The sequence below is a fragment of the Embleya sp. NBC_00896 genome (assembly GCF_045207785.1).
In the GTDB taxonomy this organism is placed as follows: Bacteria; Actinomycetota; Actinomycetes; order Streptomycetales; family Streptomycetaceae; genus Embleya.
The window spans coordinates 1,541,919-1,556,507 of the sequence record NZ_CP108776.1; the positions used below are offsets into that span (position 1 = coordinate 1,541,919).

General features: G+C 72.5%; 12 protein-coding genes. 2 read left to right on the forward strand and 10 right to left on the reverse strand.

Features of this window, described 5'->3' with window-relative positions:
* Window positions 1-28: 28 nt before the first annotated feature.
* Window positions 29-1,657, reverse strand: coding sequence for an L-glutamate gamma-semialdehyde dehydrogenase (pruA, locus tag OG928_RS07005; protein WP_406280635.1), 1,629 nt, complete (start codon window positions 1,655-1,657; stop codon window positions 29-31).
* Between the two features lie 188 nt (window positions 1,658-1,845).
* On the opposite strand from pruA, the gene OG928_RS07010 reads away from it, so the two are divergent.
* Window positions 1,846-3,435, forward strand: a complete 1,590-nt coding sequence (locus OG928_RS07010) for a PucR family transcriptional regulator (protein ID WP_406280637.1) — start codon at window positions 1,846-1,848, stop codon at window positions 3,433-3,435.
* A 39-nt stretch (window positions 3,436-3,474) separates the two neighbouring features.
* Here the strand turns inward: OG928_RS07010 and OG928_RS07015 are convergent, their stop codons facing one another.
* The 5 genes from OG928_RS07015 to OG928_RS07035 all read right to left on the reverse strand — a co-directional run bounded on the left by OG928_RS07015 (window position 3,475) and on the right by OG928_RS07035 (window position 10,343).
* Window positions 3,475-4,266, reverse strand: a complete 792-nt coding sequence (locus OG928_RS07015; protein WP_406280639.1) for an SDR family NAD(P)-dependent oxidoreductase — start codon at window positions 4,264-4,266, stop codon at window positions 3,475-3,477.
* A gap of 203 nt (window positions 4,267-4,469) precedes the next feature.
* Complete coding sequence (locus OG928_RS07020) at window positions 4,470-5,630, reverse strand: acyl-CoA dehydrogenase family protein (protein ID WP_406290823.1); 1,161 nt, start codon at window positions 5,628-5,630, stop codon at window positions 4,470-4,472.
* A 101-nt stretch (window positions 5,631-5,731) separates the two neighbouring features.
* Window positions 5,732-6,742: a hydroxymethylglutaryl-CoA lyase gene (locus tag OG928_RS07025; protein WP_406280641.1), complete on the reverse strand. Its 1,011-nt coding sequence runs from the start codon at window positions 6,740-6,742 to the stop codon at window positions 5,732-5,734.
* Window positions 6,739-8,727, reverse strand: a complete 1,989-nt coding sequence (locus tag OG928_RS07030; protein WP_406280643.1) for an acetyl/propionyl/methylcrotonyl-CoA carboxylase subunit alpha — start codon at window positions 8,725-8,727, stop codon at window positions 6,739-6,741. The genes OG928_RS07025 and OG928_RS07030 overlap by 4 nt, the downstream gene beginning before the upstream one ends.
* Window positions 8,728-8,738: 11 nt before the next feature.
* Window positions 8,739-10,343 (reverse strand): carboxyl transferase domain-containing protein, encoded by a 1,605-nt coding sequence (locus OG928_RS07035; protein WP_406280645.1) that lies wholly within the window; start codon window positions 10,341-10,343, stop codon window positions 8,739-8,741.
* 77 nt (window positions 10,344-10,420) lie between these two features.
* Here OG928_RS07035 and OG928_RS07040 point away from each other — a divergent pair, with 77 nt between their 5' ends.
* Complete coding sequence (locus OG928_RS07040; protein ID WP_406280647.1) at window positions 10,421-11,005, forward strand: TetR/AcrR family transcriptional regulator; 585 nt, start codon at window positions 10,421-10,423, stop codon at window positions 11,003-11,005.
* Window positions 11,006-11,093: 88 nt separating this feature from the next.
* Here OG928_RS07040 and OG928_RS07045 read toward each other — a convergent pair whose 3' ends face one another.
* The 4 genes from OG928_RS07045 to OG928_RS07060 form a co-directional block, all read right to left on the reverse strand.
* Window positions 11,094-11,606: a hypothetical protein gene (locus OG928_RS07045; RefSeq protein WP_406280649.1), complete on the reverse strand. Its 513-nt coding sequence runs from the start codon at window positions 11,604-11,606 to the stop codon at window positions 11,094-11,096.
* Between the two features lie 450 nt (window positions 11,607-12,056).
* Entirely contained in the window at window positions 12,057-12,365 is a 309-nt protein-coding gene (locus tag OG928_RS07050; protein ID WP_406280651.1) for an antibiotic biosynthesis monooxygenase family protein, read from the reverse strand.
* Window positions 12,366-12,504: 139 nt separating this feature from the next.
* Window positions 12,505-13,287, reverse strand: coding sequence for a peptidase (locus OG928_RS07055; RefSeq protein ID WP_406280653.1), 783 nt, complete (start codon window positions 13,285-13,287; stop codon window positions 12,505-12,507).
* Between the two features lie 17 nt (window positions 13,288-13,304).
* Complete coding sequence (locus OG928_RS07060) at window positions 13,305-14,567, reverse strand: VWA domain-containing protein (RefSeq protein ID WP_406290825.1); 1,263 nt, start codon at window positions 14,565-14,567, stop codon at window positions 13,305-13,307.
* Between the last annotated feature and the right edge of the window lie 22 nt (window positions 14,568-14,589).

The window sequence follows — 14,589 nt, forward strand, 5'->3', positions numbered from 1 at the left end:
TCCCGATGTACCGGAGGTTGACGGTGGGTCAGCCCATGTGCGGGTAGCGGTGGTCCGTCGCCGGGACGAACGTCTCCTTGATCGAGCGCGAACTGGTCCAGCGCATCAGGTTCTGCATCGCGCCGGCCTTGTCGTTGGTGCCGGACGCGCGCCCGCCGCCGAACGGCTGCTGGCCCACGACCGCGCCGGTGGGCCGGTCGTTGATGTAGAAGTTGCCGGCCGCGAAGCGCAGCACGTGCGCGGTGTGCGCGATCGCCTCGCGGTCCTGCGCGATGATCGCGCCGGTGAGCCCGTAGGCGGACACCGACTCCATCTGCGCGAGCATCGCGTCGTAGGCGTCGTCCTCGTACACGTGCACGGCCAGGATCGGGCCGAAGTACTCGTCCTTGAAGATGTCGTGCTCGGCGTCCGCCGACACCAGCACGGTCGGCCGGACGAAGTACCCGACGGAGTCGTCGTAGGTGCCGCCGGCCGCGACCTCGATCGCGTCGTCGGCGTGCGCCCGGTCGATCGCGGCCTTGTTCTTCGCGAACGAGCGGTCGTCGATGACCGCGCCCAGGAAGTGGCTCAGGTCGGTCGGGTCGCCCATCGACAAGCCGTCGACGGTGCCCAGGAACTCGTCCTTGAACCCGCTCTCCCAGATCGAGCGCGGGATGTAGGCGCGGGAGGCGGCCGAGCACTTCTGGCCCTGGTACTCGAACGCGCCGCGCACGAGCGCGGTGCGCAGCACGTCGTGGTCGGCGCTGGGGTGCGCGACCACGAAGTCCTTGCCGCCGGTCTCGCCGACGATCCGGGGGTAGGTGCGGTAGCCCGCGATGTTCTCGCCGACCGTGCGCCACAGGTGCTGGAAGGTCGCGGTCGAGCCGGTGAAGTGGATGCCCGCGAGCGCGGGGTGGGTGAGCGCGGCCTCGGACACCGCGATCCCGTCGCCGGTGACCATGTTGATCACGCCGGCCGGGAGGCCGGCCTCTTCGAGCAGACGCATCAGCAGCACGGCCGTGAACGTCTGGGTGGGGGACGGCTTCCAGACCACGACGTTGCCCATCAGCGCGGGCGCGGTGGGCAGGTTGGCCGCGATCGCGGTGAAGTTGAACGGGGTGATCGCGTACACGAAGCCTTCGAGCGGGCGGTGGTCCGTCCGGTTCCACACGCCCGGGCTGCTGATCGGCTGCTCGGCCAGGATGCGGCGCGCGAAGTGCACGTTGAAGCGCCAGAAGTCGATGAGTTCGCACGACGCGTCGATCTCGGCCTGCTGCGCGTTCTTGCCCTGGCCGAGCATGGTCGCGGCGGCCATCGTCTCGCGCCACGGGCCGGCGAGCAGGTCGGCGGCCTTGAGGAAGATCGCCGCGCGATCGTCGAAGGACAGGTCGCGCCACGCCGGTGCGGCGGCCAGGGCCGCGTCGATCGCGTCCTTGCCGTCCTGCGCGGTGGCGTGCGCGAAGGTGCCGAGCCGGGCGGCGTGGTGGTGCGGCTGGACCACGTGCCCGGGCTCGCCGGCGCCCATCCGGCGTTCGCCGCCGATGGTCATCGGGAGGTCGATCGGGGCCGCGGCCAGTTCCTTGAGCTTCGCTTCGAGGCGGGCCCGCTCGGGGGTGCCGGGGGCGTAGTCGTGTACCGGCTCGTTGACCGGGGCGGGGACCTGGGTCACAGCGTCCAAGACGGCGCTCCTGTTCGGTGGTGTTTCGGCGATGCGCGGGCCTGGTGCGGGTGCGCGTCGGGCCCTGCGCGGGCACGGCTCTCGTGCTCCCCACGGTAGGCGCGGTGGGAGGTTCGGTGTTTATCCGATCGGCTAAACTCCAAACCGGGATCTTGGCTGCTCGACCAAAGGAAACGAAGGAGTTCGCGGTGTCGGAGACCGGTGTCCCGCTGCGCGAGCTGCTCGCGGCCCTGGGCGGCCCGGTCGGCGACGGGCCGGTGCGGGTCGCGGCGGCGGCGGGCGGCCTGGAGGCCACCGTCCGGCACGTGACGATCCTCGACCCCGAGGAGGAGCCGCACGCGATGCGCGGCGACCTGCTGCTCGCGGTCGGCCTGCGCGGGTGGGCCGCGGCGGGCGCGGTGCGGGCGGCGGGCGCGGCCGGAGCGGCGGCGATCGCGGTCAAGGCGGACACCACGTCGCTGCGCGAGAGCGCGGACGCGGCCGGCGTGGTGCTGCTTTCGGTCCGCCCGGAGGCCCGCTGGGAGCAGGTGGCGGCGCTCGCGCACGCCGCCCTGGACGAGCGGCCGGACACCGAACCGCCCGACGGCGGCGACCTGTTCTCGCTCGCCCAGACGACGGCCATGCTCACCGGCGGCGGGGTCAGCATCGAGGACAGCGCCAACCGGGTCCTGGCCTACTCGCGCACCTCCGGGCCCGACGAGGCCGACGAGCTGCGCCGGTTGTCGATCCTGGGCTGGCAGGGCCCGGAGGAGTACATGGCCCGGCTGCGCGACTGGGGCGTGTTCCACCGGCTGCGCACCACGACCGAGGTGGTCGCGATCGAGGAGCGCCCGGACCTGGGCATCCGGCGCCGGCTGGCGGTCGGCGTGCACGCGGGCGGCCGGCCGCTGGGCACGATCTGGGTACAGGAGGGCCGGCGACCGCTCGCGGACCGGGCCGAGGAGGTGCTGCTCGGCGCGGCGCGGGTGGCCGCGCTGCACCTGGTCCGGCGGCGGACCCGGCTGCCGGCCGAGGCGACGCTGACCAGGGAGAGCGTCGCGGGTCTGCTGGGCGGCACGGTCGTGGCCCGGACGGCCGCGGCGCAGTTGGGGCTCGATCCGGTGCGGCCGGTGCTGGTGATGGGCTTCGCGATTCCGGCCGCCGCTACCGACGAGTCGGCGCAGGAGCTGGCCCGGACCGAGCTGGCCAACCTGGTCTCGGTGTACGCGGCGGCCCGGCACAGCCACGCGCAGGTGGCGCCGCTGGGGACGCGGCTGTACGTCGTGCTGTCCGCGCCGCCGGCCGAGGCGGTGGTGCTCGGTTGGGCCCGGGAGATCGCCACCGCGGCGCACGGCCACCTGGGGCTGGCGGTGCGCGGCGCGGTCGGCGATCCGGCGCCGCGGCTCGCGCAGACCGCGACGGCCCGCGAGAGCGTCGACCGGGTCCTGGACGCGATGGCGGCGGGCGGGGTGGCGGCGGAGGTCGCGGCCCTGTCGGAGGTCCGGCCGGAGGTCCTGCACGGCGAGGTCCAGGCCCTGCTGAGCGACCATCGGCACATCCGCGACCCCCGGCTGACCGCGCTCAGGGCGCACGACGCCGAACACGCCACCGAGTACACGGACTCCGTGCTGGCCTGGCTGGACGCGCTGGGCGACGTCCGCTCCGCCGCGGCGGCCCTGCACATCCACCCCAACACGCTGCGCTACCGCATCCGCAGGGCGGCCGAGCTGACCGGCCTGGACTGGGACGACCCCAAGACCCGCCTGCTCGCCGCGCTGCTGCTGCGCCTGCCGGGCTGACCCGCCGCCGGGGCGCCGGACCGCCCGGCCGGAGCCGCGTCAGACCCGGATGCCCAGCTCCGCCAGCAGATCCAGGCTCACGTACTCGCCGCCGGTCCGGGACGCGGGCCCGTCGCACAGCTCCAGCGTGGCCGACACCATCTGGTCCATGGTCTCGATCTGATCGGGCCTGAGTTGTCCGCCGATCAGTTCCTCGGCGCCCTCGCTCAGCACGGCGGCTCGCGGCTCGATCGTGTTCACCCGGATCCCGGTCCCGTACAGCTCCGCGGCCAGCGCGTTGGTGATCCGGTTGAGCGCGGCCTTCGAGGCCCCGTACACCGCGGTCTTGGTGCCGAGCACGCCCAGCTCGAAGGGCGGCCCCGCCCACGGCCGCGCGGTCCCGCTGGACACGTTGACGATCCAGCCCTCGCCGCGCGCGGCCATCCCGGGCACGACCGCCTGCGCGAGCTCCATCGGGGCCAGCACGTTGACCTCGAAGTGCAGCCGGGCGCGCCGCTGCGGATACACCCGCAGGGACGCGTAGGAGGCCATCGCCGCGTTGTTCACGAGGATGTCGATCGGCCCGCCGAGCTGCTCCTCGGCGGCCGGCACGATCCGGGCCCGCTGCGCCTCGTCGGACAGGTCGGCCGGCACCACCGCGCTGCGCCGGCCGTGCCGGGCGATCAGCGTCTCCGTCCGCTCCAACGACCCGGCCAGGTTCCCCTGCCGTACGGTTCGCGCGGTCACCGCCACGTCGGCCCCCTCGGCCGCCAACCGAACCGCCAACGCCGCCCCGATCCCCCGGCTGGCCCCGGTGATCAAAGCCCTACGCCCCTCGAACCGCTTGGCCACGGCACGCCTCCCCTGCTCCGACAACTGCCTGCCGCACACCATCCTCACAACAGTGGACTAGGTCAACCATCGGAACACGAAATCCCACCGGCCCGACTCGGGCCGGGGCGTCGTCGTCGCCGCCGTCGTCGGCCGGAAACGCACAACGCCGGACGGGCCCGAGTCGCCCGTCCGGCGTTGTCCGTACAACCCGCTCCGCTCGATCAGCGCGGCAGGCCGAGTTCGCGGGCGATCAGCATGCGCTGGACCTCGCTGGTGCCTTCGCCGATCTCCAGGATCTTGGCGTCGCGCCAGAAGCGGGCCACCGGGTATTCGTTCATGAAGCCGTAGCCGCCGTGGATCTGGGTGGCGTCGCGGGCGTTGTCGACGGCGCTCTCCGAGCTGTAGAGCTTGGCGATGGCGGCTTCCTTCTTGAAGCGTTCGCCGTGCACCAGGAGGGAGGCGGCGTGCCGCCAGCCGAGGCGGGAGTTGTGCGCGCGCAGTTCCATGTCGGCGAGCTTGAAGGCGATCGCCTGGTTGGCGCCGATCGGGCGGCCGAACGCCTCGCGCTCGCCGGCGTAGCGCACCGACTCGTCGACGCAGCCCTGCGCCAATCCGGTCGCGAGCGCGGCGATCGCGACCCGGCCCTCGTCCAGGATGGACAGGAACTGGGCGTAGCCGCGGCCGCGTTCGCCGAGCAGGTTCGCGGCGGGCACGCGCACGTCGGTGAAGGACAGCTCGCGGGTGTCCGAGCAGTTCCAACCGACCTTGGAGTAAGGCGGCGCGACGGTGAAGCCGGGCGTGCCCGAGGGCACGATGATCGTGCTGATCTCCTTGCTGCCGTCGGCCTTTGTGCCGGTCACCGCGGTCACCGTGACGAAGCCGGTGATGTCGGTCCCGGAGTTGGTGATGAAGCACTTGCCGCCGTTGATCACCCACTCGCCGGCCTCCTCGTCGAGCCGTGCGGTGGTCCGCGTCGCGCCCGCGTCCGAACCGCCGCCGGGCTCGGTGAGGCCGAAGGCGCCGAGCATCTCGCCGCTGGTCAGCTTCGGGAGCCAGGTCTCCTTCTGCTCCTTGGTGCCGAAGCGGTGGATGGGCATCGCGCCGAGCGAGACGCCGGCCTCCAGGGTGATCGCCACCGACGAGTCGACCCGCGCGAGTTCTTCGAGCACCAGGCCGAGCGCGAGGTAGTCGCCGCCCATGCCGCCGTACTCCTCCGGGAACGGCAGGCCGAACAGCCCCATCCGGCCCATCTCGCGCACGATCGCGTACGGGAACTCGTGCTTCTCGTACAGCTCGCCGATCGCGGGCGCGATCACGTCCTTCGCGAACTCGGCCACCGTGCGCCGCAGTTGCTCGTACTCGTCGTCGAGGCGGTGATCCAGCATGGTCGAAAGCTCCCGGGTTCGGTGGCGATGCGGTCCGGCGCGCTCATGGCGGCTGCGGTCCGTGGGGGTTCGTGGGTGGGCTGCGGGGTGGGCAGCCGTCAGTCCTTCGGGTTGTGCGGAGGCTTCGGGTCGCCAAGGACCAGGCCGTGCGCGTCGACCCGCTTGCCGGTCAGGGCCTGGACCGCGCGGGACGGGCTCGGGCGGCCGAGGAGTTCGGCCATCCAGGCGCTGGTGGCCACCAGTGCGCCGAGGTCGACGCCGGTCTCGATGCCGAGGCCGTGCAGCATCCAGACCAGGTCCTCGGTGGCCAGGTTGCCGGTCGCGCTCTCGGCGTACGGGCAGCCGCCGAGGCCGCCGGCCGAGGCGTCCACGGTGGTGACGCCGAAACGCAGCGCCGCGAGCGTGTTGGCCAGGGCCTGCCCGTAGCTGTCGTGGAAGTGCACCGCGATCCGCTCGGCGGGCACTCCCGCGCGGGCGAAGGCGGTGAGCAGCGCGGTGACGTGTCCGGGCGTCGCGACGCCGATCGTGTCGCCGAGGCTGAGCTGCGAACAGCCCATGTCCAGGAGCGACTTGCCGACCCGGACGACCTGATCGAGCGGGACCGGGCCCTCCCACGGGTCGCCCCAGCACATCGACAGGTAGCCGCGGGTGTCGATGCCGGCGGCCGTGGCGCGCTCGACCACCGGGCGGAACATCGCGAGCGACTCGGCCACCGTGCGGTTGAGGTTGCGCCCGGCGAACGTCTCGGTCGCGCTGCCGAAGACGGCGATCCGGCGGACGCCCAGTTCCAGGGCGCGGTCGAAGCCGCGCTCGTTGGGCACCAGGACCGGCAGCTTCCGGTCCGCCGTCGCGATCTCGGCGTCCGCCCGCACGGCCGCGAACACCTCGGCGGCGTCCGCGAGTTGGGGCACCCACTTGGGCGGTACGAAGCTGGTGACCTCGATCGTGCCCAGGCCCGCCCGGGCCAGCCTGCGGACGAACTCGACCTTGGCCTCGGTCGGCACCACGCCGGACTCGTTCTGTAGTCCGTCGCGCGCGCCCACCTCGTGGATCACGACCCGGTCCGGGAGCCCGGGTTCGCGGTGGATGTCCGGGAGTCGACGCGTCATCGGTCCGTTGCCTCCTGCTCGTGCGGAGCCTGCTCGGGGTCGGCGTCGGGCTCGACCACGGCGAGTGGCTGATCCATCGCGACCGACGCGCCGACCGACGCGCCGAGCTCGGTGATCACGCCGTCGAACGGCGCGGTCAGCGCGTGCTCCATCTTCATCGCCTCGACCACCACGACCGTCTGCCCGCGGGTGACCCGGTCCCCGACGGCGGCCTTGAGCACCGTCACGGTGCCGGGCATCGGCGAGGTCAACGCGCCGCTCGCCACGGCCGCGCCGGCCGCCGCGGCCCGTACCGTGTCCACCTCGCCGACCCGCCAGGTGTCCGGGCCGTAGGCCAGCCACCGCACGCCCGCCGACTCCGCGGCGTAGTCGAACCGCTTGGTCAGGCCGTCGTGGCTGACCGACAGCCCGCCCGGCACGGCCCGTACCGCCGCCGGCACCGGCGGCCCGCCGTCCACCGACACCTCGCCGTCGCGCACCCGGACCTCGACCGGATCGCCCGGCCCGATCCGCAGCACGTGCGTGTCCCACGCGGGCCCACCGACCCGCCATCCGGTCTGCGCCGAGAACGGATCGGCCCAGCCCGTGGCCGCGGTCCGCTCCGCCCGGGCGGCGAGCGCCGCGGCGACCGCGACCTCGGCCGGCACGGGGTGCCCGGTCAGGCCGTCGGCCCTGGCCTCGACGAGCCCGGTGTCCAGGTCGCCGGCGGCCACGTCGGGGTCCCCGAGCAGGCGGTACAGGAAGCCCAGGTTGGTCGTGACGCCGAGCACGCGCGTCTGCGCGAGCGCCGCGCGCAGCCGGGACAGCGCCGTGGCGCGGTCCTCGCCGTAGGCGATCACCTTCGCGAGCATCGGGTCGTACGCGCTGCCGATCTCGCCGCCCTCGCGCAGCCCGGAGTCGATCCGGACGCCTTCGAGGTCCGGCTCACACACCGTCAGGACCCGGCCGCCGGTGGGCAGGAAGCCCCGGTCGGGGTCCTCGGCGTAGATCCGCGCCTCGACCGCGTGACCGTGCATCGACACGTCGGACTTGCCGATCGCGGCACCGGCCGCGATCCGCAGCTGGCTCTCGACCAGGTCGACGCGGGTCACCAGTTCGGTGACGGGGTGCTCGACCTGGAGACGGGTGTTCATCTCCATGAAGTAGAACGACCCGGGGTCCTCGGACGGCACGATGAACTCGATCGTGCCCGCCCCGACATACCCGCACGCCCGCGCGGCGCGCACGGCGGCGGCGCCCATCGCGGCGCGGGTGTCGGTGTCGAGCAGCGTCGACGGGGCCTCTTCGATGATCTTCTGGTGCCGGCGCTGGAGGCTGCACTCGCGTTCGCCCAGGTGCACGACCGTGCCGTGGGTGTCCGCGAGCACCTGGATCTCGATGTGCCGGGGTCGCTCGATCCAGCGCTCGATCAGCAGCGTGTCGTCGCCGAACGCGCCCTTGGCCTGTCGCCGGGCCGCCGCGATCTCGTCGGCGAGCAGCTCGGGGTCGTGCACGAGCCGCATGCCCTTGCCGCCGCCGCCTGCCGACGGCTTGATCAGCACCGGGAAGCCGATCTTCCGGGCGGCCTCCGCGAGTTGATCGTCGCTCATGTCGGCCGCGCCGGCTCCCGGGACGACCGGCACGCCGTAGGCGGCGACCGTCTCCTTGGCCCGGATCTTGTCGCCCATCAGCTCGATCACCCCGGCCGGCGGGCCCACGAACACCAGCCCGGCCCGCTCGACGGCCGCCGCGAACGCGGCGTTCTCGGACAGGAATCCGTAGCCCGGGTGGATCGCCGCCGCACCCGCGCGCACCGCCGCCGCGACCACCGCGTCACCGTCCAGGTAGGCCGGCACCTCGATCGCCACGTCGGCCTCGCGGACATGGCGCGCGTCCGCGTCGCCCGGCCCGTACACGGTGATCGCGCGCACGCCGAGGCGGCGCAGCGTGCGGATCACCCGGACCGCGATCTCGCCGCGGTTGGCCACCAGTACTGCCTCGAACACGTCGTGACCCCTCACATCCGGAACAGACCGAATTGCGGCTGCGCGAGCGGCGCGTTCCCACACGCCGTGAGCGCCAACCCCAGCACGGTACGAGTGTCGAGCGGGTCGATGATCCCGTCGTCCCACAGCCGCGCGCTCGCGTAGTAGGCGTTGCCCTGGCGCTCGTACTGGTCGCGGATCGGCTGCTTGAACGCGTCCTCGCCGTCCCAGCTCTCGCCGCGCGCCTCGACCTGGTCGCGCTTGACCGTGGCGAGCACGGTCGCGGCCTGTTCGCCGCCCATCACCGAGATCTTGGCGGTCGGCCACATCCACAGGAAGCGCGGGCTGTAGGCGCGACCGCACATCGAGTAGTTGCCCGCGCCGTGCGAGCCGCCGATCACCACGGTCAGCTTGGGCACCCGCGTGGTCGCGACGGCGGTGACCATCTTGGCGCCGTGCTTGGCGATGCCGCCGTGCTCGTAGTCCTTGCCGACCATGAAGCCGGTGATGTTCTGCAGGAACACCAGCGGCACCCCGCGCTGGTCGCACAGCTCGATGAAGTGCGCGCCCTTGAGCGCCGATTCGGCGAACAGGATGCCGTTGTTGGCGACGATCCCGACCGGGTGCCCGTGGATCCGGGCGAAGCCGGTCACCAGGGTGGTGCCGTATTCGCCCTTGAACTCGTGAAAGCGCGACCCGTCGACGATCCGGGCGATCACCTCGCGCACGTCGTAGGGCGTGCGCGCGTCGGGCGGCACGACGCCGTACAGCCCGGCCGGGTCGACCGCGGGCGGCTCGACGTCCTTGACGTCCCACGGCAGTGGCGGGCGGGCCCCGAACGTGCCGACGATGTCGCGGACGATCCGCAGCGCGTCCTTGTCGTCGGCCGCGAGGTGGTCCACGACGCCGGAGATCCGCGCGTGCACGTCGCCGCCGCCGAGCTCCTCGGCGGTGACGACCTCACCGGTCGCGGCCTTCACGAGCGGGGGGCCGCCGAGGAAGATCGTGCCCTGGTCGCGCACGATGACCGTCTCGTCGCTCATCGCCGGCACGTACGCGCCGCCCGCGGTGCACGAGCCGAGCACCGCGGAGATCTGCGGGATGCCGCGCGCGGACATCTGCGCCTGGTTGAAGAAGATCCGACCGAAGTGGTCGCGGTCGGGGAAGACCTCGTCCTGCATCGGCAGGAAGGCGCCGCCGGAGTCGACCAGGTACAGGCAGGGGAGCCGGTTCTCCAGGGCGATCTCCTGCGCGCGCAGGTGCTTCTTGACCGTCATCGGGTAGTACGTGCCGCCCTTGACGGTGGCGTCGTTGGCCGCGATCACGCATTCGCGCCCCGCGACCCGACCGACGCCCGCGATCAGGCCGGCCGCCGGCGCGTCGCCGCCGTACATCCCGTCCGCGGCCAGCGGCGCGATCTCCAGGAACGGCGTGCCGGGGTCGAGCAATGTCTCGACCCGATCGCGCGGCAGCAGTTTGCCGCGCGCGGTGTGCCGTTCCCTGGCCCGTTCGCCGCCGCCGAGGGCGGTCGTCGCGAGCCGTGCGCGCAGCTCGCCCACGGCGCGTTCGTGTGCTTCCGCGTTGGCCCGGTACGACTCTGCCCCCGGGTCGGCGGCTGTGCCGAGCACGCTCTCCATGACACCGCCTCAAGTTAACCTGCGTTCACCTGCCCCCGAGGTTAACCACGGTTAATCCGAGTGTCTAGCATGGACACATGACCGTGAGCCGTCGAGACCAGATCCTGCAGGTGGCCGCCCGGCTGTTCGCCGAGCGCGGCTACCAGGGCGTGGGCATGGACGACATCGGCGCGGCGGTCGGCATCAGCGGCCCCGCGCTCTACAAGCACTTCCGCGGCAAGGAGGCGATGCTGACCGAGCTGCTGGTCGACATCAGCGAACAACTCCTGTCCAGGGGCCGCGAGCGAGCCGCGATCGAGGACCCGGCGCGGGCGCTGGCGGCCCTGATCGAGGGTCAGGTCGAGTTCGCCCTCAAACAGCCGGACCTGATCACGCTGCACGACCACGCGCTCAACCAGGTCCCGACCACGGAACGGCACCGCATCCGCCGGGTCCAGCGCGCCTACGTCGAGATCTGGGTCGATGTCGCCGTCAAGGCCCACCCCGGGCGGCTGGACGACCGCGCGGCCCGCGCGGCGGTGCACGCGACCTTCGGTCTGATCAACTCGACCCCGCACACGCTGCGCACACCGCAACGCGTCCTGGCCCCGATCCTGCGCCGAATGGCCCTCGCGGCGCTGACCGCGGCGGCCGAGTCGTCCGCGGCGGCCGAACACGCCTGACGAGCCGGTCCTCCGGTGCGGGACGGGCCGCGCTCGGCCCGCCGGCGCGATCCCGGAGCATCGGGCGAGCAACACGGCGGCGTAGGAGCTAACCGGCCTCGTAGGGGATGTCGAGCTCGTCGGTGTGGCCCGACCAGGCCAGGCTGAGATGCCAACATCCGGGCGCCGGAAGGTCGACGGACGACGGCCCGGGGCCGTCGGCCACCTCGCGGACCACCGCGCCGCTTCGGCCGGGCAGGGTCGCCTCGATCCGCAGGGCCGCGTCGGCGGGCGAAGCCGCGGTTCTCGCGTCGGGGCGCGCCGCCCACAGGATCTTGCTCGTCCGGCCCGGTCGAGGCGGCGCGGCGTACGGATACCCGAACAGTATGGCGACGATGTCACCCCGGGCGCCGACGACGTGGCGAACCGAGATGCCCGGGGCGAACCCGTCGCGCGCCCAGGCCGGCAACTCGCCGATCCTGATCGCCGAAGCGCACGGAACACCCCCCGGAGCGGGCGCCGCGGACACCACGGCCCGATCCGGCAATCCACCGGAACATCCCGCCGAGGTGATCACGCAGAGGGCGACGATCGGACCGGCACGGTTGCGTGGCACTGACATGGGGAGCCTCCCGATGGCGGCTACGGCTAAGGCGGTTCGTTCTCCCGGCGCAGGTGCCGGGCTCGCTCCTCCACGGCGCCGCCGGACGGGGCCGGCTCGCGGAGGCCGAGGGCACGTGTCCACGGAACGTCGACTGCGATCCGTGATCACCCAAGCACTATTGGTGACTTCAGGTACGAGGGTTCTCGACCGAGGCGCATCCGTCAAGCGATTGCGACGAAGATGCGACGGCGACCCGCCCCCATCTTTTCGAAATCGGCCACTCTCGTTCGGCCCGCGCGAGCCCGCACGCGGCACCCGAACGCCCCCGCGGAGCGCGGAGGCACGGTCGCCGCACGCACAGAGGTCCCCCGCTCCGGATTCGGAGTGGGGGACCTCTGTCCGTCACGCGTGCCGCACGTGTGCCGCACGCGCGCCTCACGCGTGCCGCACGACCTCGGCGACGGCGGCTCAGGCGCTCTCGGCCGGCGTCAGGTCGCTCTCGTAGTGCACGATCGTCGGCGGCACCGCGAAGAACTCGCCGACGATGGCGCGCCACTGCGGGAACAGGTCCGACTCGCGGAAGCCGACCGTGTGCGCCTCCAGCGTCTCCCAGCCGATCAGCAGCAGGTACGACGTCGGGGACTCGACCTGGCGGACCAGGCGCGCCCAGCGGAAGCCCTCGGACTTCGCGACGACCTCGCGGCCGCGCAGGAAGGCGGCCTCGAACTCGGCCTCGCGGCCTTCCGGGACGGTGATGTCCGCGTGCTCCACGATCATGGCTTGCTCCGTTCTGCGTTGGGTCCGGACACATTGAGTCCGGACATAGGGATCATTCCGGGTCGCCCGGGTGCGCCGCACGCCGGGGCGGCGCGGCCGGGTGGGCCGGCCGGCCCACCCGGTCGCGCCGCGTCCGAAATCAGCTGAACCAGCTGCGCTTCTTCCGGGTCACCTGGAAGCCCAACACGCCGAACACCACCGCGACGAACGTCGCCAGAGCCGTCCAGAACCAGCGTGCGTTCGGACCGTCCATCCAGTCCCACTGATACCAGTGGTCCTCCTCCTGATCCCACGCCACCGAGCGGGTCTCCGAGGTCTGGCCGCTCTTCAGCACCGCGCCGGCCTTCGTGATCGGCACCAGCGGGTCGGCGAGCTGCCGGTCCGAGGTCGGGACCTGGTCGTCGCCGCCCTTGGTGTCCACCCGCACGGTCACCTTTATCGGCGCGCCCGCGTCCAGCTCCGGGACGTCCATCGCCGAGATCCGCACGAAGTACATGCCGGGCAGCGGGTCGGTGGACCACGGCTCGGCCCAGTCGCGGACCGTGCGCGGCGTACAGGTCAGGCTCAGCTTCGTGTCGGTCTTCTGCGCCGTCGCGACCTGCTTGCCCTCGACGCACGGCTGACGCCGGCGCAGGCCGTCGTAGATCTCGATCCGGTAGGTGACCGGCCCGGTGCGGGCGCCCGCCCCCGGCGCGAGGTCGAGGTCGACCTTGGCCTTGATCTCCTTGCCGGCCTTGGCCGGGAAGGTCCAGTACAGGTACTCGCCCGCGGACGCGGACCAGCGCGCCTCGTCGCCGAGCTTCAGCTCGCCCGCGCCCAGGAACGACGTGCCGGGCGGCACGTCCTGCTCGGCCATCGCCGGGGTCGCGCACAGCGTCACCCCGACGAACGCGGCGGCAACGGCCGCCAGCACTCGCTTCATTCCACGCTTCGCCGTCCTCATGACATCGCCTTCCCGAGCGCCTTGAACCCGCGGCGCAACCAGCCGACCAGGAGGCCCGCCAACAGACCGAACCCCGCGAGCACGCCCAGGAAGACCCAACCGCGGCCCAGGCCATGCACGTTCGCGGCCTTGGCGTCGGTGGCCTTGACCAGGTCCACCGTCAGTTCCAGCGGCAGCCCCGGCTTGGTCGCCACCCCCGGCTGCGCGGCGAACGCGTTCGTCACCACCAGGCAGATCGTCCGCGTCTTCGCGTCGTCGTCATCGGTCTTGTACGGATAGCGCAGGCCGGCCGACTGCACGTCCGTGCGACCGTTGCCCGCGCCAGCGTTGCCGACCAGTTCGCGGCCGTCCTCGCTGAACGCGGTGATCGTCACGTCGTAGTCGCGCGCCACCTTGCGGTCCGCGCCGACCGTCGCGGTCGCCCGCAGCTCCTGGTTCGGCTTGAGCGGGACCTTGTACCAGAGGTGTTGGCTGAATTCCTCGCGGTCGCTGTACACGCCGGGCGCGAGCAACGGCGCGTCCTGGCAGCCGTTCGGGCTGCCCTTGACGGCCGCGGGGGTCTCGTCCGCCTCGCGCACCGCGCGCTTGACGATCTGCTGGACGCGCTGCGAGAGCTCTTCCGAGTTCTGCACCGACGTGTACGTGCCGCCGGTCGCGTCGGCGATGCAGGAGAGCTGGCGCCGGGTGTTCTCGTCCGGGACCAGACCCAGCGTGTCCACGACCAGGTTCAGGCCGGACGCCGCCAACTCGCGGGCGACGTCGCACGGGTCGGGCGGAGCGCAGGTCTCCTCGCCGTCGGTGATCAGCACGATCCGGCGGGTTCCGGCGCCGGTGCCGAGGTCCTTGGCGGCCTCGCGCAGCGACAGTGCGATCGGGGTGAAGCCGGTCGGGGCGAGCTTGGCGATCGCGTTCTTGATCACGACCTTGTTCGGATTGCCGACCGGGGTCAGCTGCTGGGTGTCGACGCACCCGAGCTTCTTGTCGGTGCCCGGGTAGGTCGCACCCAGCACCCGGACGCCGAACTCGGCGGTCTCCGGGACGCTGTCCACGATCTCGTTGAACGCCTTCTTCGCGGCGTCGATCCGGGTCATCCCGCCGGCGTCGTTGGCCTTCATCGAGCCGCTGACGTCGAGGACAACCTCGACTTTCGGCGGCGGCGCGGGCGCATCGGTCTCGTCGGCCATCGCGGACGGTGCGGAACCGCCCACGACAGCCAAGGTCGTCAGCAGGCCGATCAAGCCGGCCCCGACCTTTCGCATCTTGATCGTCGTCACGGGTGAG

Excerpts from the sequence above, each read along its gene's own strand:
- OG928_RS07025 (WP_406280641.1), bottom strand. The coding sequence starts at position 6,742 with ATGACGCGTCGACTCCCGGACATCCACCGCGAACCCGGGCTCCCGGAC.
- OG928_RS07035 (WP_406280645.1), bottom strand. The coding sequence starts at position 10,343 with ATGGAGAGCGTGCTCGGCACAGCCGCCGACCCGGGGGCAGAGTCGTAC.
- OG928_RS07040 (WP_406280647.1), top strand. The coding sequence starts at position 10,421 with ATGACCGTGAGCCGTCGAGACCAGATCCTGCAGGTGGCCGCCCGGCTG.
- OG928_RS07045 (WP_406280649.1), bottom strand. The coding sequence starts at position 11,606 with ATGTCAGTGCCACGCAACCGTGCCGGTCCGATCGTCGCCCTCTGCGTG.
- OG928_RS07050 (WP_406280651.1), bottom strand. The coding sequence starts at position 12,365 with ATGATCGTGGAGCACGCGGACATCACCGTCCCGGAAGGCCGCGAGGCC.
- OG928_RS07055 (WP_406280653.1), bottom strand. The coding sequence starts at position 13,287 with ATGAAGCGAGTGCTGGCGGCCGTTGCCGCCGCGTTCGTCGGGGTGACG.
- OG928_RS07060 (WP_406290825.1), bottom strand. The coding sequence starts at position 14,567 with ATGCGAAAGGTCGGGGCCGGCTTGATCGGCCTGCTGACGACCTTGGCT.